General features: G+C 73.5%; 33 protein-coding genes. 32 read left to right on the top strand and 1 reads right to left on the bottom strand.

The window, feature by feature from the left end:
* Positions 1-79: 79 nt before the first annotated feature.
* The 27 genes from OG332_RS24360 (at position 80) to OG332_RS24230 (ending at position 12,899) form a co-directional block, all read left to right on the top strand.
* The gene (locus OG332_RS24360; protein ID WP_327415475.1) at positions 80-799 is read left to right on the top strand and encodes an exonuclease domain-containing protein; all 720 of its coding nucleotides are present in this window, start codon (positions 80-82) and stop codon (positions 797-799) included.
* Complete coding sequence (locus OG332_RS24355) at positions 796-1,038, top strand: hypothetical protein (RefSeq protein ID WP_327415474.1); 243 nt, start codon at positions 796-798, stop codon at positions 1,036-1,038. The genes OG332_RS24360 and OG332_RS24355 overlap by 4 nt, the downstream gene beginning before the upstream one ends.
* Entirely contained in the window at positions 1,035-1,895 is an 861-nt protein-coding gene (locus tag OG332_RS24350) for a hypothetical protein (protein WP_327415473.1), read from the top strand. The genes OG332_RS24355 and OG332_RS24350 overlap by 4 nt, the downstream gene beginning before the upstream one ends.
* Positions 1,892-2,518 carry a RusA family crossover junction endodeoxyribonuclease gene (locus OG332_RS24345; RefSeq protein ID WP_327415472.1) on the top strand — a complete coding sequence of 209 codons (627 nt, stop codon included), beginning with the start codon at positions 1,892-1,894 and terminating at the stop codon, positions 2,516-2,518. Before OG332_RS24350 ends, OG332_RS24345 begins: the two co-directional genes overlap by 4 nt.
* Entirely contained in the window at positions 2,515-3,162 is a 648-nt protein-coding gene (locus OG332_RS24340) for a hypothetical protein (RefSeq protein WP_327415471.1), read from the top strand. The genes OG332_RS24345 and OG332_RS24340 overlap by 4 nt, the downstream gene beginning before the upstream one ends.
* On the top strand, positions 3,149-3,472 hold the full coding sequence (locus OG332_RS24335; RefSeq protein WP_327415470.1) for a hypothetical protein: 324 nt from the start codon (positions 3,149-3,151) through the stop codon (positions 3,470-3,472). The genes OG332_RS24340 and OG332_RS24335 overlap by 14 nt, the downstream gene beginning before the upstream one ends.
* Positions 3,472-3,819, top strand: a complete 348-nt coding sequence (locus OG332_RS24330) for a WhiB family transcriptional regulator (protein WP_327415469.1) — start codon at positions 3,472-3,474, stop codon at positions 3,817-3,819. Before OG332_RS24335 ends, OG332_RS24330 begins: the two co-directional genes overlap by 1 nt.
* On the top strand, positions 3,788-4,018 hold the full coding sequence (locus OG332_RS24325) for a hypothetical protein (RefSeq protein ID WP_327415468.1): 231 nt from the start codon (positions 3,788-3,790) through the stop codon (positions 4,016-4,018). Before OG332_RS24330 ends, OG332_RS24325 begins: the two co-directional genes overlap by 32 nt.
* Before the next feature lie 17 nt (positions 4,019-4,035).
* The gene (locus OG332_RS24320; protein ID WP_327415467.1) at positions 4,036-4,269 is read left to right on the top strand and encodes a helix-turn-helix domain-containing protein; all 234 of its coding nucleotides are present in this window, start codon (positions 4,036-4,038) and stop codon (positions 4,267-4,269) included.
* Positions 4,266-4,592, top strand: a complete 327-nt coding sequence (locus tag OG332_RS24315; protein ID WP_327415466.1) for a hypothetical protein — start codon at positions 4,266-4,268, stop codon at positions 4,590-4,592. The genes OG332_RS24320 and OG332_RS24315 overlap by 4 nt, the downstream gene beginning before the upstream one ends.
* Before the next feature lie 59 nt (positions 4,593-4,651).
* A complete protein-coding gene (locus tag OG332_RS24310; RefSeq protein WP_327415465.1) occupies positions 4,652-5,122 on the top strand; it encodes a hypothetical protein in 471 nt (156 codons plus the stop codon).
* A gap of 53 nt (positions 5,123-5,175) precedes the next feature.
* Entirely contained in the window at positions 5,176-5,343 is a 168-nt protein-coding gene (locus tag OG332_RS24305; RefSeq protein WP_327415464.1) for a hypothetical protein, read from the top strand.
* Positions 5,344-5,531: 188 nt separating this feature from the next.
* Positions 5,532-7,136, top strand: coding sequence for a hypothetical protein (locus OG332_RS24300; RefSeq protein ID WP_327415463.1), 1,605 nt, complete (start codon positions 5,532-5,534; stop codon positions 7,134-7,136).
* Positions 7,133-7,558: a hypothetical protein gene (locus OG332_RS24295; protein ID WP_327415462.1), complete on the top strand. Its 426-nt coding sequence runs from the start codon at positions 7,133-7,135 to the stop codon at positions 7,556-7,558. The genes OG332_RS24300 and OG332_RS24295 overlap by 4 nt, the downstream gene beginning before the upstream one ends.
* The gene (locus OG332_RS24290) at positions 7,555-7,770 is read left to right on the top strand and encodes a hypothetical protein (protein ID WP_327415461.1); all 216 of its coding nucleotides are present in this window, start codon (positions 7,555-7,557) and stop codon (positions 7,768-7,770) included. Before OG332_RS24295 ends, OG332_RS24290 begins: the two co-directional genes overlap by 4 nt.
* Positions 7,767-8,000, top strand: coding sequence for a hypothetical protein (locus tag OG332_RS24285; RefSeq protein ID WP_327415460.1), 234 nt, complete (start codon positions 7,767-7,769; stop codon positions 7,998-8,000). Before OG332_RS24290 ends, OG332_RS24285 begins: the two co-directional genes overlap by 4 nt.
* Positions 7,997-8,185: a hypothetical protein gene (locus OG332_RS24280; protein WP_327415459.1), complete on the top strand. Its 189-nt coding sequence runs from the start codon at positions 7,997-7,999 to the stop codon at positions 8,183-8,185. Before OG332_RS24285 ends, OG332_RS24280 begins: the two co-directional genes overlap by 4 nt.
* Before the next feature lie 15 nt (positions 8,186-8,200).
* On the top strand, positions 8,201-8,473 hold the full coding sequence (locus tag OG332_RS24275) for a hypothetical protein (protein ID WP_327415458.1): 273 nt from the start codon (positions 8,201-8,203) through the stop codon (positions 8,471-8,473).
* Positions 8,470-8,916 (top strand): hypothetical protein, encoded by a 447-nt coding sequence (locus tag OG332_RS24270; RefSeq protein WP_327415457.1) that lies wholly within the window; start codon positions 8,470-8,472, stop codon positions 8,914-8,916. Before OG332_RS24275 ends, OG332_RS24270 begins: the two co-directional genes overlap by 4 nt.
* Positions 8,913-9,272 (top strand): hypothetical protein, encoded by a 360-nt coding sequence (locus OG332_RS24265; RefSeq protein ID WP_327415456.1) that lies wholly within the window; start codon positions 8,913-8,915, stop codon positions 9,270-9,272. The genes OG332_RS24270 and OG332_RS24265 overlap by 4 nt, the downstream gene beginning before the upstream one ends.
* A gap of 3 nt (positions 9,273-9,275) precedes the next feature.
* Positions 9,276-9,503, top strand: coding sequence for a hypothetical protein (locus OG332_RS24260; RefSeq protein ID WP_327415455.1), 228 nt, complete (start codon positions 9,276-9,278; stop codon positions 9,501-9,503).
* Between the two features lie 109 nt (positions 9,504-9,612).
* Positions 9,613-9,915, top strand: a complete 303-nt coding sequence (locus OG332_RS24255; protein WP_327415454.1) for a hypothetical protein — start codon at positions 9,613-9,615, stop codon at positions 9,913-9,915.
* Positions 9,908-10,540, top strand: coding sequence for a hypothetical protein (locus OG332_RS24250; RefSeq protein ID WP_327415453.1), 633 nt, complete (start codon positions 9,908-9,910; stop codon positions 10,538-10,540). Before OG332_RS24255 ends, OG332_RS24250 begins: the two co-directional genes overlap by 8 nt.
* Entirely contained in the window at positions 10,537-10,950 is a 414-nt protein-coding gene (locus OG332_RS24245) for a hypothetical protein (protein ID WP_327415452.1), read from the top strand. Before OG332_RS24250 ends, OG332_RS24245 begins: the two co-directional genes overlap by 4 nt.
* Positions 10,940-11,935, top strand: a complete 996-nt coding sequence (locus OG332_RS24240) for a hypothetical protein (RefSeq protein ID WP_327415451.1) — start codon at positions 10,940-10,942, stop codon at positions 11,933-11,935. The genes OG332_RS24245 and OG332_RS24240 overlap by 11 nt, the downstream gene beginning before the upstream one ends.
* A complete protein-coding gene (locus tag OG332_RS24235; RefSeq protein WP_327415450.1) occupies positions 11,932-12,534 on the top strand; it encodes a hypothetical protein in 603 nt (200 codons plus the stop codon). The genes OG332_RS24240 and OG332_RS24235 overlap by 4 nt, the downstream gene beginning before the upstream one ends.
* Complete coding sequence (locus OG332_RS24230) at positions 12,531-12,899, top strand: hypothetical protein (RefSeq protein ID WP_327415449.1); 369 nt, start codon at positions 12,531-12,533, stop codon at positions 12,897-12,899. Before OG332_RS24235 ends, OG332_RS24230 begins: the two co-directional genes overlap by 4 nt.
* Before the next feature lie 240 nt (positions 12,900-13,139).
* On the opposite strand, the gene OG332_RS24225 is transcribed toward OG332_RS24230, so the two are convergent.
* On the bottom strand, positions 13,140-13,493 hold the full coding sequence (locus OG332_RS24225) for a hypothetical protein (protein WP_327415448.1): 354 nt from the start codon (positions 13,491-13,493) through the stop codon (positions 13,140-13,142).
* A gap of 153 nt (positions 13,494-13,646) precedes the next feature.
* On the opposite strand from OG332_RS24225, the gene OG332_RS24220 reads away from it, so the two are divergent.
* The 5 genes from OG332_RS24220 to OG332_RS24200 all read left to right on the top strand — a co-directional run bounded on the left by OG332_RS24220 (position 13,647) and on the right by OG332_RS24200 (position 16,982).
* Positions 13,647-14,201 (top strand): hypothetical protein, encoded by a 555-nt coding sequence (locus tag OG332_RS24220; protein ID WP_327415447.1) that lies wholly within the window; start codon positions 13,647-13,649, stop codon positions 14,199-14,201.
* Positions 14,202-14,316: 115 nt separating this feature from the next.
* The gene (locus tag OG332_RS24215) at positions 14,317-14,514 is read left to right on the top strand and encodes a hypothetical protein (RefSeq protein ID WP_327415446.1); all 198 of its coding nucleotides are present in this window, start codon (positions 14,317-14,319) and stop codon (positions 14,512-14,514) included.
* Between the two features lie 79 nt (positions 14,515-14,593).
* Entirely contained in the window at positions 14,594-15,772 is a 1,179-nt protein-coding gene (locus tag OG332_RS24210) for a hypothetical protein (protein WP_327415445.1), read from the top strand.
* Positions 15,769-15,909, top strand: coding sequence for a hypothetical protein (locus tag OG332_RS24205; protein WP_327415444.1), 141 nt, complete (start codon positions 15,769-15,771; stop codon positions 15,907-15,909). The genes OG332_RS24210 and OG332_RS24205 overlap by 4 nt, the downstream gene beginning before the upstream one ends.
* On the top strand, positions 15,906-16,982 hold the full coding sequence (locus tag OG332_RS24200) for a hypothetical protein (protein ID WP_327415443.1): 1,077 nt from the start codon (positions 15,906-15,908) through the stop codon (positions 16,980-16,982). Before OG332_RS24205 ends, OG332_RS24200 begins: the two co-directional genes overlap by 4 nt.
* Positions 16,983-16,988 lie beyond the last annotated feature (6 nt).

Genomic DNA, 16,988 nt, shown 5'->3' with positions numbered 1-16,988 from the left:
GGTCGTCGCCCCGGCGGTCCCCTCGTGGGCCGCCGGGGCGGCGGCCTCGCCCCCTCCCCTCCTGAACCCGGAGTACCGCATGACCAGTTGGCACCGGAAGCCGCTGTGTGGCTTCGACATCGAGAGCACGGGCGTAGACCCCGAGGAGGACCGGATCGTCACGGCGTCCGTCGTCCGCTACGGCGGCGGGGCGCCCAACGAGGGCAGTTCGTGGCTGGCTGACCCCGGGGTGGAGATCCCGGAGGAGGCAACCGGGGTCCACGGCGTGACGACCGAGCACGCCCGCGCGTACGGGCGTCCGGCCGCGTCCGTGGTCGAGGAGGTCACCACGGCGCTCGCCCTGGCGGTCGCGGCCGGTCAGCCGGTCGTCGCCATGAACGCGCAGTTCGACCTGACCATGCTCGACCGCGAGGCGCGCCGCTACGGCGTGCGCCCGCTGACGGAGCGGGTAACCCCTCACGTCCTGGACCCGCGCGTCCTGGACAAGCGGGTGGACCGGTACCGCAAGGGCGGGCGGACCCTGACGGACCTGTGCCGTCACTACGTGGTCCAGCTCGACAACGCGCACACCAGCGACGCCGACGCGACCGCCGCGTGCGCCGTGGTGTGGAAGATCGCCAACCGGTACCGCTGGATCGAGCGGACGCCCTTGGGCGACCTCCACGCCGCACAGGTGGAGTGGGCGCGCGAGCAGGCCGAGGGCCTGCGGGACTACTTCGCCCGGACCGAAGGCAAGGAGGAGTGGGCCCTCGGGGTGCGCCTGGAGTGGCCGCTCATCCCCTTCTGGAGCGCGGCGTGAGCGCGCTGGGCCGCTGGTGGCGGCACCTCGTCCACGGCCCGCAGGAGCCCGCGCACCGGCCCGGCCCGCTCGCCCTGACGGCCGAGCTGGGGGACTACCTCCTCGCCCAGGCCGACGCCTGCGACTTCTTCCCCTGCCCCGCCGAGCAGCGGCGCCGTCCCCACGCGATCCACGCGGACGGTTCCCGGGACTGCTGGAGCTGCGGGCACACAACGACCCCAGGAGTTGAACGATCATGACCGAGACCTTTGGTCCGGAGTACGTGAGGCCCGCACAGCGCGAGTGCCCCGACTGCCCTTGCTGCTCTGCCGACTTGTGCGCGAAGGGGCGGACCTCGCTCCAGGAGTGCCGGGGGCACACCCGGGAGGACGTCCGGGGCATCGTGGCGGACTGCCCGTGTTCGGCGGAGGTGACGCGGGGCACGGCGGCCTGGAGGGCGGCCCGTTACCGGGTGACCATGCAGGCCACCGTCCAGCCGATCCCGGTGGACGTCGAGGCGGCGCTGCGCGCGGTCGCGGCCGGCGAGGCCACCCAGCAGATGGCCGAGCAGATCCAGCACCTGACCGCCCGCCGGTACGTGCTGTTCCAGGAGTCCCGGCCGGTGCTCACCCACCTCGGCGCCCGGTACCTGGAGGCGCGGGGGGAGGCCCGGTTCCGTACGCCGGTCGAGGTGCTGTCCGTCGACGTCGTCACCCGGACCGCTCAGGTCGTCGTCGTCGGCTGGCACCTGGAGACCGGGGTGACCGTGCTCCTGGACCAACTCGTCGCGGAGACCAAGCTCCAGCCGTCCGAGCTGACCGGGAAGTTCCTGGAGGCGGACGCCAACTGCCGCGCGGTCGAGGCGGACGACCTGGTCCTGACCCGGGCGACGGTGGCCCCGCCGCTCCCGGACGGGTGGATGGACCCGGCCGGTCCGGTCGAGGAGGCCCCGGCCGTCGAGCCGGAGGCGCCGGCCGCCGTGGTCGAGGACCAGGCCCCGCCGGTCGTGGAACAGACCCTCACGTTCGTGCGCGTCGCGGACCAGGCCCCGCCGTTCCTGCCCGTCCAGGAGACGGGGCGCGTGGACGGCGCCCCGTCCGGAGGCGAGCCGACGTGATCGAGACCGTTCCCCTCTTCGACCTCACCGGCACGCCGGTCCCGGCCGGTCCCGTCGCGGTGCTCGACCTCCCGGCCGACGAGGAGCCGGAGGCGCCGGCCGTGGCCCCGGCGCCCGCGCTGGTGATCCCGCCGAAGCCCGTGTTCGAGGTGGTCGTCCGAGGACTGCCCGCCCCCCAGGGCAGTAAGAAGCACGTCGGGCGCGGCCGGATGATCGAGTCGTCGGCGGCCGTGAAGCCGTGGCGGGACAGCGTGACGACGTACGCGGTCCAGGCCCGTGCGAAGCGGCGCGGGTTCCACAAGCTGACCGGGCCGCTGCGCGCCGACATGGTGTTCTGCTTCGACCGGCCGAAGGGGCACATGGGCACCGGCCGGAACGCCGGCCTCGTGCGCCCCTCGGCGCCGCCGCGCCCGGACGTCACCCCGGACCTGGACAAGCTGGTCCGGTCGACGTCCGACGCGCTCAAGACCGCCGGGGTCTACCAGGACGACGCCCTGGTCGTGGAGTACGGGCGGGTCGGGAAGTGGTACACGAGCGACCACGGCCAGGACCCGGACGTCATGGACTCCCCGGGGTGCCTCATCCGCCTGTGGCGCGTCGGTTCCCCGGAGGTGTCCGGGTGATCACGGTCGAGGAGATCGCGGAGGCCCTGGACGCGGTCGGTGCGTCCGGGTCGTGTGTGGCCCTGGAGAGGCCGTGGCGGAGGTGCCCGGTCCCGGGCCGCCCCTTGCCCCGGCCTGTCCGCCAGAGCCCGTGTTTGTCGTGGGAGGACGCGTTCCTGGCGCGGACGGTGGCCGTCGAGGACGGTCACGTGGAGTGGACCGGGCCGCTGAACGAGCACGGGACGCCGCTCCTGCGGGTCGGGACGGCAGGGGAGACGGCCTACCGGTACGCGTTCCGGGTCCACCACGGGCGGGAGGCGGAAGGGCAGGCACGTCCCCGGTGCGGCTACCCCCGCTGTGTGGCCGGTGGCCACCTGGAGGACCGCGTCATCCGTGACGCCAGGGTCAAGGCCGAGCAGCGGGCCCAGTTCGTTCCGCCGGCCTGGGCGACGTGGCACCGGGGCGTGGACCTGGTGGCCGTCGAGCGGGTCAAGGCCGGGGACTACCCGCTGCCGGAGCTGACCGAGCAGGAGCAGCGGTACGCCGTGGTGGTGATGACCCAGGCCGGGATCGGCGCGGAGGTCATCGCGGAGCGGATCGGGACGACGGACCGGACGGTGACCCGGTGGCGCGACGAGGCCGGGCTGAGTGATGGACGCCCTTGAACTCCTGCTGTGCGCCGTGGACGTGGCGGATGACGTCGCGTCCTCGGCGCCGGTGTGGGGGCCGGTGCTCACGGCCGTGGGCGCGGTCGCCTCCTGGTGGCGGCTGCGCCCGACCGGCCGTCACCGGGGCGGGGGGACACCGTGGCGGACAGTCCTGCGGACAGGTGTCCGCGCGGTTGTCCGCCTCCTCGCGGACACCGGCCCGGAGCGGTCCGCGACCAATGACCTGACCTGCGAGGACACGTGTCCTGACGTGTCCGAGGACACCTGTCCGGGCGCCCCCGGACACGAGGAGAAAGGAGCGCGCTGATGCCCCGTCCCGGTCGCTACTGGCCCGACACCCGCCACAACTCCACCCCCCGCCCGGCGCACTGGGACCGGAACGCCGCCTGCCGTCATGAGGATCCGGCCCTGTTCTTCCCGGAGGGCGAGGAGACCGAGGTCCTGGAGCAGACGGCCGCGGCCAAGGAGATCTGCCGGTCCTGCCCTGTCGTCCACCCCTGCCTGGTCGACGCGCTCGACCGCGACGAGCGGTTCGGGGTGTGGGGCGGGCTCGACGAGGACGACCGCCTTCGCCTGCTGAGCCGGGAGGCGGAGACCGAGGCCGGCGACGAGGAGACGGCCGATGGCCGGGCGCCGGCGACGGCAGCGGCCTGACCCGCCGCCGACCGGGTTCCTGGACTGGACGGACTCCCGGCACTGGGCACAGCAGGCACGGCCGTGCCGGTACTGCGGCGGCCTGACCAACCTCCGCGACGGGTCGAGGAAGGCCGCGCACAAGACGTGCGCGGAGGCAGCGATCGCCGAGCAGATCGCGGAGCAGGCCGCCGCGTACGAGAACGAACGACTGAACTGACCGAAGGGACCTGACCCATGAGCACCGCCACACCCGCCCCCCGGCTGACGACGAGGTACCGCAAGCGCTTGAAGGGCGACAAGCGGGCCAAGGTACGGCAGGCCCTCGCGGAGGGGTACGTCGCCGGGGCCTCGATCCGGGCCGTGGCCGAGAGCGCGGACCTGTCGTACGGCACCGCGCGAAAGCTGCTGCTGGAGGCCGAGGTCAAGCTGCGCGGCCGTGGTGGCTCGCGCTCCGGCGGCTCCCGGTGAACCCGGAGCGGGACCGGATCTTCCACGCCGTGGCGGGCGCGCTGATCGTGGCCGCCTTCGTCGGGCTGCTCCTGGCGCTCCTCGGCGGTTGCATCCGCGTCGGGGGCGACGGGGACGGCGAGGGCGGGCCGTGCGACTGGTTCGCCCTCGCCGCGGCCCCGGCCGCCACGAAGACCAGCGGCACGACGACCAGGAAGACCGAGCCGTCCCGGCCGCGCGTCGAGGACCGGCCGCGGACCGGGGCGGCCCCCGCGCCGTCGGCGTCCGTGAGCAAGCGGCCGGCGCACCGCCACGGCGACGACTTCGACATCTGCGACGACTGACCTCTCCCCTGCCCGGGGCCTGCCAGCCCCGGGCCCCCACCCTGCACGGAGCCCTCCACATGAGCAGCACCCCGCCCGTCTTGCCCCGCCTGTTCCACGGCGGGGCCTCTGGGCTCAACCCTGGCGACCTCCTTGTCCCGCACCCGCCGAAGGTGCTCGACGGCTGCCCGATCTGCGTCGCCCGCGCGGCCGGGGAGTCCTACGAGGTGCCCGGGGTCGGCGTGATCGATCCGCCGACCGGGCGCCCGGAGCGCATCTACGTGACGTCGGACCGTGAGTACGCCCGGTTCTACGCGTCGCGGTACTGGCTCGGTGACCTCTACACGGTGGAGCCGGTGGGGGAGCTGGAGCCGTCCACCGAAGACTTCTTCCCGACCTGGAGCGTGCCGGAGGCGCGCGTCGTGGGCGTGGTGTCCAGGGCCGTGCGGCTGACGGACAAGCAGCGGCGGACCCTGGACCGCCGGTGGGGTGCGCTGGAGGACGAGCGGCGCCGGCAGCAGCTCCGCATCACGCCGGGGTCCGGCCGGTGAGCGGGACGGTTCCGCCGGTCGGCAGGTGCGGTCATTGCGGGCACCGGCGGGCGTTGAGCACCCACCGGTCCGTACGGGACGGGTTGCCTCGGCTGCTGTGCACCTCCTGCTACTCGGATGCCTGCCTGGCCGAGGAGGCCGGGCACTGCGCGGACTTCCGGCAGGCGTTCGAGCACGGGAGTGATGACGAACTCCTCGGGTGGCTTGCCCCCGGCCCGTAGTCCATCCCAGTGTTGCAACTTGACCATGCAACACGTACGTGCAACATTGTGTGTCGTGTGGGGTGATCGCAACCCCCCGTTGACCAGCAACGACCGAGAAGAGACACCATGAGCGAGGAAGCAGTGAACCGGGTTGCGCGCACCGCGCCCGCGCTGCTGGGTGTCCGTGGCCCCTGCGGGGGGCCCCGATGAACCGTCGGCCCTCGAACACCCACCGCCCCAGCGTGAGCCGCCCCGGCGCCTCCGGTCTGCGGTTCGGGATGTTCGCCGTGTGCGTGGTCCGCGACTCCGACCCCGGGCTCAACTCCGGGAAGGGCAAGCCGCTCTATGACCTGCTGGTGAGCTACGCGGACGTCAGCTCTCGCGACACCGGCCAGGGCTACCCGTACCGCGAGGCCCTGGCCTCGTGCCTGGACTGCTCGAAGCAGACCGTCGACCGGGCAACGGACTACCTGGAGAACGAGATCGGGCTGGTGACCGTCCACCGCAGGAAGGTGGAGGGCAAGCCCGACGAGAACGACGCCAACCTCTACGAGATCCACGACGCGTGGCTGATCCACGGCGTCACGCCGCCCGTGGGCACCCCGCCGCAGCTCGTCGCCCGGTACGGGGCCACCATCCCCGGCCTGGACGTCGAGGCGTGGATCACCGAGCACGCCCCCGACTTCGACCTGACTGGCTGGTCGGCCAAGCACGAGGCCACGGTCACCGCGCAGCAGGCCAAGCGGGAGGAAGCCCGCCGCAAGGAACGCGCTCGCCGGCGAAAGGCGCGCAAGGGGGGTGACTCCACCGGCGACGTCACCCCTACGGGTGGATCATCCGAGGGGGGTGGCGTCACCGATGACGCTTCCTGTGGCGTCACCGACGACGCGACCAGTGGCGTCGTGGATGACGCCCTATCTACAACCACCTCTCCAGAACCCTCTTCAACAGCTCAGGCCGTGGCTGACGCCGTAGGCAAAAGTGCAGGTGGTTGTGCGCGTGCGGGCGAGAGCGACGGCGCGGGCGAGGAAAGCGACGAGGCCGGGAGCGGCTGCGCCGCGTCGGAACCGAGCACCCTCCCCACCCAGCGCACCCAGTCGCCCCGACCGCCGACGGTGAAGACCCGCCCCCGGCAGGAGGTACCCGGGTTCGACGCGGTCCGGGCAGCGATCCCCGCCGCCGTTGCTGCGCCTGGAACCCGCCTGTTCCCCGGGCTGCACCGGGCGATCAACGACCTGCTGACCGGCGCACCGGGCATCCCGCGCCGTACGCCGGAACAGGTCATCGCCCGGGTTAACCGCCGCTGGTACGGCGAGCACGCCGAGGACCGGGCCGCGGCCGACTACCGGGGCTGCGAGCGGTGCACGGCCTCCGGGTGCGAGGCGCCCCGGCGCAGCGCGGAGGAGCCGGAGGGCTGCGACCGGATCAAGAACCGGAACTCCTGGCTCGCCGCCGCGATCCTCGCCCAGGACTGCCCGGACCCGAGCTGCGAGGACGGCGAACTCCTCGACGGTGGATCTTGCCGGAACTGCCAGGCACGCCGAGAGGAGGCCCGTGCTGCCGCTCAGGCCGCTGCGGAGACTCTGGCCAGGTGGGAGGCCGACCGGGAGGTTCACGGAGCGGCACAGGAGCGCCTGCGGGTTTGGGAGGAGAAGCGGGCCGCCGAGGAGGCCACCATCCGCGAGCGCCTCGGGTACGCCGGGGTGTGGGGGGTCAAGCTCGACCACCAGGTAGCCCAGCACATGGCCGGATGGCGCGACCGCAACCCGGCCCCTGCCGCCCCCGCTGCCGCCCGAGGCGGTGCCCGGTGAACCGCAACCACCTGCCGGAGCTGGTCCGGACGCTGCACGCCCTCGGCACCTTCGGTGACCGGCTCGACCCGGCCACCGCCACGGACGAGCAACTGGCCATCGTCGCCCGCGCCATCGAGGAGGCCCGCCGCCTGGTCGCCGCCGCGAAGGGCCCGGCCAACCGGTGCCCGCGCCACCCCGGCGCACCCGGCGACCCCACCGAAGGCGGCCGGTGCCTGTTCTGCGCCCGCCGACCGAACGCGGCCACCAGGACCGACACCCCGACCGCCGACGTCCTCGCCGCCATCCAGGCCCACGGCGAGGAGGAGGCCGCCCGCCGCCACGGCGCCCGCGCGGTGACCCTCGCCCTGGCCGTCGCCGGCCGCGGCTCCCACCTCAACCCGACGACCATCCGCCGACGCACCCAGGAGCTGACCCCGTGACCCTGGCCCCCGCCCGCCTGGACGAGATCCGCGACGTCCTCGCCGAGCTCGTCGCCAACCCGGACGGACCGCCCGAGCCGACCGAGCTGCGCGCCCTGCTGGACCGCTGCCGTTCCGCCCTGGCCGACACCCTGGTCGACCGCGACGCCCTCGCGGTCGCCAACGCGGAGGCCGGCGAGGAGCTGGCCCTGTGGACCGGGAGCCTCCGGTGAGCCGCAACGCCCGGCCGCTGCGAGGCGCCTACACCGCCACCCCGTGCCGCTCCTGCCGCACCCCGAAGCCTGCCCGCCTCTACCTGTGCACCCAGTGCTGGAACGCCCTCCCGGACAAGGCACGCGCCGCGCTGAACATCCGCGACGACCAGGCCCTCCGGCGACTGCGCGAACTCCACGCCCACATCGACAGCGAGCAGCCACTCGAAGAACTGGAGATCACCCCGTGACCCGCACGGACACCTCCAGCCCGACCGCCCCGGTCGCCCTGGACTCGGTGATCGCCGCGTTCCAGGCCGCGAACAAGCACGTCGGCGGGGGCTGCGCCGAGTGCTGGCCCGCAACGCGCCTGCCGGACATGTGCCACGAGGGCCGGGCCCTGGCCCTGGCCGCCGTCAACTCCCTCGCCCACTGACCCCCTGGACCCCTGATGCTCGAACTCCACACCGCCGCCCAGGCCCGCGCGTTCCTCGGCCTGTGCCTCGATCCCGGCCCCGGCCGCCACACCCGCACCCTGGACGACCTCGTGCGGATCATGCCCCCGTGGCTCCAGGACCAGGTGGACGGCCACGCCCCCCACCTCGCGGAGCTGCGCGCCGAGGCCGACCGCCTCCAGGCCGCCCTGACCGAAGCCCAGACCGTCTACGCGACCGCGCTCGGGGCCTGGATCAACGACTCCAGCGAGGAGACCCCCGCCCCGTGAGCACACACCCCGACACCATCACCACCGCCATCGCCCGGGGCTGCGCCGGCGACCGCACGGCCGGGCTCCTCATGATCCAGCCGCTCATCTCCGAGTCCGCCCGCCACATGGTGTCCACCCTGTCCGTGCTGGCCGAGGTCACGACCATGCCCTACCGCGACGAGCACCCGGACGCCGACTTCTTCGGCCTGTCCGTCACCGACGCCGAGACCGGCGACGAGCGGTCCGCCGAGGAGCTGCCCGCGCACGTACGGTTCGCCGCTCAGTTCGTCGTGGCCCACGCGAGCGGCGACTACCGCCAGTCCTACGCCCTGTTCGACGCCTTCGCGGAGCGCTGCATCCGCGAGGAGAACGACGACCTCGGCGCGGCCACGGCCGCGATGTACGACATGGCCGTGGCCTCCACCCTGCACATGGCCCGGCACGGGAGGCGCCCGAGGTGACCCGCCCCGCCCGCCTGCTGCTGCTGCTCTACCTGGTCGCGTTCGTCTGGCTGACCTATTGGGCCGCGCTCGACCTGGGCCGGGGCGACACCGGCCGCGGCCTGGCCGTGTACGCGGGGGCCGTCGTCCTCCTGGCCGCCGGGGGCCGGGAGGTCCACCACGGCGGGGCCGCCCAGGCCGCCGCCGTCCGGGACGGCCGGCCCCGCCCCCACACCTGGCCCAGCGACAGGAAGGCCGTCCTGCGCGCGGAGCTCGCGGAGAACTGCGACTGCCCCCTGTGGTGGACGTCCCTCGGCACCTTCCACAACTTCGACTGTCCACGCATCACCCACGACGTCCACCACGAGGAGAGCTGACCCATGGGATGGGGCTCCGCCGGAATCAAGATCTTCGACCCTGTCGCCCGCTCCCTGATCAAGGCAGGGACGCCCGAGGAGGAGCGAGAGGAAGTCCTCGCGGAACTGATCGAAACCCTCCAGGCCGAGGACTGGGACACCGAACAGGACTCCCTGGACCGGTTCATGAACGACCCGGCCACCGTCCGCGCCTTCGCCCGGCACGGCATCGTCCAGCCGGAGCGAACGTGAGCGCCCCCGCCGCGCCCGAGCCGACCGAGGACAACCCCCTCGCCGTCCTGGTCGTGGACAGCGACCGGGGCGAGTCCCCGTTCGGCTGGAGCGAGGAGGACACGTTCCGGTGACCCTGCTGTCCGCCGTCGCCCTGGCCGCCGCCCTCCTCGGGTACGCGGCCGGGCGGACCCGGCCCGCCGACCGCCTCACCTCCTGGGCCCAGGACGTCGTCACCGAGCGCACCCCGCGCTCCCTGGCGTTCTGGGCCGCGGCCCCCGTCATCGTCCTGGCCCTCGCCGCGATCTGGACGTTCCACCCGCGCCGCTCCGCCGCCAACCGCCGCTCCTGGCGCGAGGAACACCCCGCGCCCGCCCCCGTCCGTGACCCGCACTGGGCCACCCGCAACCGAACGGACACCCCCGATGCCTGAACCCGCCACCGACCAGGCCCGCCTGGTGCAGCTGACCGAGGCCCTGCTGACCACATGGCACCACCGCGTCGAGCACAACGTCGTCTCCGACCCGGCCGGGCACTGCGCCGCCCTGGCCGCGACCGCCCTGACCCTGCTGCCGACGCCCCCGCCCCCCGCGCCCGACGACGACCGGCTCCCGCCCTACAGCGGCGAGTACACCGTGTGCGCGAAGTGCTCCCACGACACCGCGATCACCCGCCACCGGGTCGCCGGCGAACACGGCACCAACGACCCGCACACCTGGGGCCGGTCCAGGAAGGGGGAGCGCCTGGAGCGGCAGTGCTGGCGCTGTGACTACACCTGGGACGAGGCCCTGGCCCCGCCCACCGGCCCGGCCCCGCACGACGTCACCGTGGACGACCTCGCCCGCCTCCTGGAGGGCGCCCACGAGGGGTGGGCCCTGGACCTCTCCCCGGAGTGCGCCGAGCACATGGCCCGCGCCCTCCTCGCCGCCCTGTCCGTCCGCTACCGGCACGACTACCACCCGGAGGACGGCCACCTCGAGGAACCGGAAACCCACCACGACGACCAGGCCGCCGCGCCTACCCTGACGGCCCCCGCCCACGAAAGGACCAGCCTGTGAAGCTCCACGAGATCCCGATCCTTGACCTCCACTGGGAGGGGTACGAACTCGGCGCCGACGACACCCACCGGTTCGTGTGGATCCACCAGGGCTTCAACCTGCGGCTGCTCGCCGTCCCGAAGGACGACAGCGGGGCCTGGGGCTACGACCATGCATGGTGCTACCCCCGCGACCCGGAGCTGATCGCCGCCGCCGTCGAGGCCTGGGACTCCGACCTCCAGGACGAGCCGACCGGCTGGCACAAGCGCGCCACCCACCCGGCCCGCCGTGCCCCGCGCCGCGACGAGGCACCGGACGGCAACCCGCTGCGCTGCCACCACGGCTCCCCCCTCGCGGAGCCCTGCCGGACCACCGTCTGCCACGACCCCGACCGCGTCCACTACGGCGAGGAGGCCGGCCGTGCGTCCTGACGAGATCGTCCACGGGGATCCCGCGTACCTGGTGTGCCAGGCCGTCCGCGTCACCCCGTACGCCGAAGGCAACTTCCCGGACCACGACCGCGCCCACACCTTCCGGTTCGAGGACCCGGTCACGCTGATCCACGTCCAGCGCGCCGAGCTCCAGGACATCACCCAGGAGACCCGGTACCGCCGGCAGCCGCCGGACGTCCTGGCGTTCTTCGCCGCCGACGACAACCCGCAGCCCTGGGACCTCGCCGCGCTCACCCACCTCACCCGCTGGAACTCCCCCGGGTACGTCGCCGTGGAGGTGTGGATGGAGCACCCGGGCGGCTGGGCGTACGCCCTGTTCCCGCACTGGCGCGAGGGCGATGTCGAGGACTGGCCGTCCAACCCGGCGCCCGGGGTGCCGGTCGTCGCCCTCGGCCGGGCCGAGCGCGCGGCCTCGCCCTGGGTGTGGCCGACACCGGACGGACCGGGGTACGGCGTCCACGCGGGCACGACCGCCGTCCTGGTCGACTCCGTCGCGCCCCCGCCCCCGGCCGGTCCGGCGACCCTGTCCCCGACCCGTGTCCGCGCGTCCGGGGGTGTCCTGCGGACACCTGTCCTCGTCGGGGAGGACATCGACTGCGGACCGCTGCCGACCAGGGCGGACAGTGTCCGGACAGGCCGTGTCCTCACCGGCCCGGACACCGCCCGTCCGCCTGTCTACGCGGACACCGAGGACACCCGCCGGACACCCCCGGACACGGACACCGGACAGGGTGTCCGGGTGGAGTACCGGGCACGTGTCCCCCGCCGCCTCCTCGGCGCCGCCGTCGTCGAAGCCTTTGCCCACATCGCCCGGGAGACAAGGGCGGACACCGGCCGGACACCCCCGGCGGACACCCCGCCCCCCACGCTGACACCCGGCGCCCGCCGCGAGGAGGCCGCGGCCGCGATCGCCGACGCCTTCGACGTCCCCCAGCACCTCGTCCGGAAGGACCCCCAGTCGTGAAGAAGATCCCCACCCTGTTCGTCCGCGACGACGACAACCGGAAGCACGTCACCCGCGAGATCAACCCCACCTGCGCGTGGGTCGCGGCCGGCGAGGGCATGGCCACCGTCAAGTGGGACGGCACCTGCGTGATGCTCGACGACGTCGGCGCCTGGTGGGCGCGGCGTGAGGTCAAGCCGGGCAAGCCCACACCCGCCGGCTTCCTGGAGGTCGATCACGACGAGGTCACCGATAAGCGCGTCGGCTGGGAGCCCATCGGACAGTCGTCCTTCGCCAAGTTCCACGCCGAGGCCCTGGCCATGACGGGGCCGGTTCTGATTGGAGTCGGCCCGATGACGCCCGGCACCTACGAACTTGTCGGCCCGAAGGTTCACGGCAACCCCGGAGGCTTCCTCAGCCACCTCCTGATCCGGCACGGGTGGGCGGCGTTCTCGGCCCGCGAAGATGCCAGGAAGGCGCCCCGGGATTACGACGGGCTTCGCGGATGGCTGCACACCCGACTGCACGAAGGACTGGTCTGGCACCACCCTGACGGCCGCATGGCGAAGATCAAGGCCCGGGACTTCCCCCGCCTCGCCGACCAGGAGGGCCAGTCATGACGATCCTCACCGTCCGCACCGAGCACGAGGCACGGGCCGCCGTCGTCCTGATGCTCCGCCTCGTCACCCGCCGCGGCCTCACCCCGCAGGAAGCGTCCACCGCCGTCGACCAGGTCCACCGGGGCGAGACCGGCCCGCACACCCACCTGGCCACCATGGAGGCCGCGCAGCTCCTCGCCGAGGCGACCGCACCCGTCCGCGCCATGCTGGAAGCCCTCCGGCCGATCGCGGAGAACGCCGCCCGCGCCATGGCCGAACTCGCCCGCGCCCTCGCCCCCATCACCAAGCAGCTCGCCACCGGCAACCGAGGCGACCGGCCGGCCTGGGTCAGCCCGTACGGACCGCCGCCCCGGCGCCGCCGCTGAACCGGCCGCCCGGCATTTCCGGAAACAGCCAACTGATCACCCCCCGGCGCTACGCTCCCCCTCGTGGGACAGCGCCCCCCGTGCCCCGCCCGACTCCCCCCCTCGGGCGGGGCACACCCATGTCCGGACAACACCGCAGCCCTCCACCGAACCCGGTAGAGGGCTGCTGCTGTACGCTCCCGCGCACGGTTGGGCCCGTAGCGGCCGGGCGGCCGTCCACACCGCCCGGCCGCGCCCCCGTCACACGGGCGGCTGGTCGTCAGGCGCCTCCTTCGGCTTCGCCCGCTTCGTGACGCCCGCGATGATCTCCCGCACCCGTCCGAAGCTGATCCCCGTCTCGGCGGAGATCTTGCGCAGCGACTTGCCGTCGTCCTGCATCTCCTGCATCGCGGCCTGACGCATAGCCCGTACTCGGCCGTGCGCAGCGGGCCACTCGTCCAGTAGCTGGGTCAGCCGCTTCACCCTCTCCGCGGCCGGCACGTCCGCCGAGTTGAGCCCCTCGATCGCATCGAGCACCCGCTGCACCTCCTCGTCTAGCTGAGGGTTTTCCTCGCCCACGTTCACCCCTTCGGAACCGGACGGCTCCGGTGACACGCCGTGCAGGGTACCCCCCACGCGAATTGTTGTGTAGGGTACCCCGCACAGGAGGTAAAGCGGAACCGCCTCCTGATGCAACACGGCCCCGGTCGGGGCATCTCACAACACCGACCGGGGCCTGCCAGACACCTGACCAACCAGGAGCTGACAGTGCACAACCTTACTGATCAGAACACGCAAGAGACCACGGTCCCCATGGACGCGTTCACCGCTGCCGTCCTCGTCGCCGTCGGCGAGCACTTCCGCACGGTGAACCCGACGGACGCCCTGGAGAACGCCAATCTGCTGGTGTGCGTGGGCGCCGAGGCGTACAACCTCGTGGACCGCCGCGTGGCGGGCAACGCCCCGGCCCTCGCGAAGGCCGCCCTGGCCCTCATGCCGGAGCGGCGCGAAGGCATCACGCGCGGCGAGTACGTCCTCCACATCCGGGACGCCGTCCTGGCCGCCGGTCACGACTGGCCGGACGGCGACAACGACCCGGCCATCCCGACCATCCCCGGCATCCCCGGCCCGCGCACCGAGCCGGTCCCCGCGAAGGTCCCGGTCCAGCCCGGCCCGGACTCCTCGACCGCCCCGACGTGCTGCGGGCGCGCCATGCGCCGCGACGGCACCCAGTGGGTGTGTGGGAAGTGCAAGGGCTGGACCGACACCGGCCGCACCGCCCTGGCCCTCGTCCCCGCGCTGGTCGAGGGGGTGACGGTCTGATGGCCAACACCACCCCGGTCACCGAGGACGCGAAGGCCACGGCCGCCGAACTCCTCCAGCGCGCCCAGGCCGACCGCGCGGCCCAGGTCGCCAAGGACAAGGCGAGGGGGAACCAGTGAAGGCCCTCGCCTGGATCAAGGGCGGCAATGACCGCGCCCTCGCCACCACCCGGTACGCGGGCCAGCAGTCCGCCACCGAGAAGGCCAACGCCAAGGCGAAGGCCAAGCAGCGCGCCCGCCAGCAGGCGGGCGTCAAGAAGGCCGCCCGCGCCGGTGAGGCGTGGGAGGCCGAGGAGCGCCGCCGCACCAGGTAGCGCCACCCGACCGCCGGCCCGCCCCCCTTCCTCCGGGGGCGGGTCGGCATCCCCGTGTCGCGACAGAGAGGCAACACCCATGGACGAGGCAACCGAGCAGCGCATCCCGGGCGTGAAGTACCGGAAGGTCCGGCTGCACCGGACGGAGACGACCGTCATCGACGGCGTCCCCTCCACCCGCCGCGTGCCGTACGACGGTTGGGAGCCGGTCCCCCCGCGCGAGTGGGACGACCTGATCCTCCGAGGCGTCACCGGCGTCGCGATCGGCTTCACCGCCGTCGCGGTCGCGGGCGGCACGGCCAGCCTCGGCGGCCTCCTCGACCCGCTGGTCCCCTCCCTTGTCGCGTACGGCATGGGCTCCGTGTTCGCGGTCGCCTGGATGTTCTGCCTTGCGATCGAGTGGCTGAACAGGACGGCCCCGGACCGGGCCCGCCCCGCGAGGATCGCGGGCTGGTTCTTCCTGCTGCTCAGCATGTGCGCCGTCGCGGCGTACGGGCACACGAAGGACGCCCTGTGGGCCGGCGCCTTCGGCGCGTGCGTCGACCTCGTGTCCAAGGGCTCGTGGTGGCTGCTGATGCGTGAGTACGCGGTCCCGCTCGACGCGGGTGTCGCGCACTGGGTCCAGGACCAGGAGCAGAAGCTCGCCGGCCGCGCGCTCCTCGGCGCCCGGGTCCGCCGCCTCAACCGCCGGGCCGCGTACCTGCGGGCCGTCGGCGGAGCGGAGTTCCAGGCCGCCGACGCGATCCTCAGCAGCGCCGAGGCCGCGCGCAGCAGCCTCCCCGCGCCCGCTGCAGAGCCCACCCCGGCGCCCGTCGCCGCCCCGGCCCCGGCTCCGGTAGTCGCCGAGGTCCCGGCCGCGCCCGTGGTCCAGCCCCCGGCGCCCGCGCCGGTCCCGGCCCCGGTAGTCGCCCCGGCACCGCCCGTCACCATCTCCGCGCCTTCGGTCCCTTCGGTCCCTCCGGTCGAGGAGCAGGGCGAGGAGCAGCAGGCCCCGGCCGCCGCTCCCGCAGCCCCGGCCGCGGCTCCCGTTCCGCCGGCGACCGCGCCCTCCGTCCAGCCCCCGGCCATCCACGCCGTGGGCGGCCCCTTCAAGTCCGACACCATCCGCGCCGCCCTGGCCCAGGACCCCGACATCACCGACGAGGCCCTGATCAAGCTCGTGGACGACACCCACGGCCAGGACGACGCCAACAAGACCACCGTGCCCCGGACGCGCCGCCGTATCGAGGCCAAGCTCAGGAAGAAGCAGGCGTCATGATCTACCTCGTCCTCTCCGGCGGCCTCGCCGGATGTGGTCTCGCCCTGTACGCGCGTCCCAGCGACATCCGGTTCCTCGGCGGACTGACCGCGTTCGTCGCCTTCGTCATCGCCCTTATCAACTGGGGGGCGTGGTGAGCGACACCACCGAGGAGCAGACCGGCGAGACCGAGGCCCCGGACACGGCGGAGGAGGCGCGCCCGTTCCGCGTGCGCGACGTCTTCCAGTTCCGCCGCCCGGCCACCCCGGAGACGGACGAGGACACCCCCGCCGACGAGGCCGCGCCCGAGGCGCCGCCCATGCCCACCGAGCCGCCGACCATCCCCGCCCAGTCCGCCACGACGGCGGACGGGGCGGGCCGGTCCAACGCGGCGCACCGCGTCCCGCACTGGTGGGAGCGCGACAAGGACATCACCGCCCCCAGCTCCTGCCAGCACCCCAACGTGCGGACCTTCCGCCTCTCCACCGGCGAACAGGTCCCCTTCTGGTGCCCGGACTGCAAGACCGAGGTCACCCCCGACCTCCCGGACCGCCTCGCAAAGCCCCCGGCCGCGGCCTCCACCGGCTCCATCAAGTGGATCAACGGCGTCCCCCATCACGTCCCCGCCCCCACCTGCAAGCACCCGGACCCCGAAGAGGTCCGGTCCTCCGTGAACGGGCAGCTCCTCGCCTACTGGTGCACCCAGTGCGAGACCAAGCTGGACCTGCCCGACGACTACGACGAACTCCAGGACGTCACGAAGGACGACGACGCGGACCCCGAGAACGAGGGGGACCAGGACGGCGAGGACGTCGACAAGGTCCCGCCCACGATCCGGCAGCGCTGGGGCCAGGGCATCCGGGGGACCGGCCAGAAGTCCTACAACCGCCCCGTCTACGGCAAGGACTCCACCGCCAAGAAGAAGGCCCTGATCGAGGTCTGGGGCCAGATGTCCGGCAAGACCCGGCACCTGCTCTACAACGGCACCGCCCTGGGGGCCGGGTTCTACATGGGCGTCCCCCAGTTCTTCACCGCTGAGGTCGCCTACCTCGTGGACACCTACAGCTCCTGGACCGACTTCTACGTCTGCGTCTGGTACGGCGTCGCGGCCGGCATCTGGGTCCTGGACTACCGCACGCGCGGCTGGTTCCCCGTCTTCTCCTGGCTCACCCGCATCCCCACCGTCTCCATGATCGTCGGCGCCCTGCTCTACGGCACCCCGGCCGCCTGACCACCC

The sequence above is a fragment of the Streptomyces sp. NBC_01233 genome, from assembly GCF_035989305.1.
GTDB lineage: Bacteria > Actinomycetota > Actinomycetes > Streptomycetales > Streptomycetaceae > Streptomyces.
This window is presented reverse-complemented; position numbering and strand designations above follow the sequence as displayed.

Excerpts from the sequence above, each read along its gene's own strand:
- OG332_RS24360 (WP_327415475.1), top strand. The coding sequence starts at position 80 with ATGACCAGTTGGCACCGGAAGCCGCTGTGTGGCTTCGACATCGAGAGC.
- OG332_RS24350 (WP_327415473.1), top strand. The coding sequence starts at position 1,035 with ATGACCGAGACCTTTGGTCCGGAGTACGTGAGGCCCGCACAGCGCGAG.
- OG332_RS24335 (WP_327415470.1), top strand. The coding sequence starts at position 3,149 with ATGGACGCCCTTGAACTCCTGCTGTGCGCCGTGGACGTGGCGGATGAC.
- OG332_RS24330 (WP_327415469.1), top strand. The coding sequence starts at position 3,472 with ATGCCCCGTCCCGGTCGCTACTGGCCCGACACCCGCCACAACTCCACC.
- OG332_RS24325 (WP_327415468.1), top strand. The coding sequence starts at position 3,788 with ATGGCCGGGCGCCGGCGACGGCAGCGGCCTGACCCGCCGCCGACCGGG.
- OG332_RS24320 (WP_327415467.1), top strand. The coding sequence starts at position 4,036 with ATGAGCACCGCCACACCCGCCCCCCGGCTGACGACGAGGTACCGCAAG.
- OG332_RS24310 (WP_327415465.1), top strand. The coding sequence starts at position 4,652 with ATGAGCAGCACCCCGCCCGTCTTGCCCCGCCTGTTCCACGGCGGGGCC.
- OG332_RS24300 (WP_327415463.1), top strand. The coding sequence starts at position 5,532 with ATGAACCGTCGGCCCTCGAACACCCACCGCCCCAGCGTGAGCCGCCCC.
- OG332_RS24275 (WP_327415458.1), top strand. The coding sequence starts at position 8,201 with ATGCTCGAACTCCACACCGCCGCCCAGGCCCGCGCGTTCCTCGGCCTG.
- OG332_RS24260 (WP_327415455.1), top strand. The coding sequence starts at position 9,276 with ATGGGATGGGGCTCCGCCGGAATCAAGATCTTCGACCCTGTCGCCCGC.
- OG332_RS24250 (WP_327415453.1), top strand. The coding sequence starts at position 9,908 with ATGCCTGAACCCGCCACCGACCAGGCCCGCCTGGTGCAGCTGACCGAG.
- OG332_RS24230 (WP_327415449.1), top strand. The coding sequence starts at position 12,531 with ATGACGATCCTCACCGTCCGCACCGAGCACGAGGCACGGGCCGCCGTC.
- OG332_RS24210 (WP_327415445.1), top strand. The coding sequence starts at position 14,594 with ATGGACGAGGCAACCGAGCAGCGCATCCCGGGCGTGAAGTACCGGAAG.
- OG332_RS24205 (WP_327415444.1), top strand. The coding sequence starts at position 15,769 with ATGATCTACCTCGTCCTCTCCGGCGGCCTCGCCGGATGTGGTCTCGCC.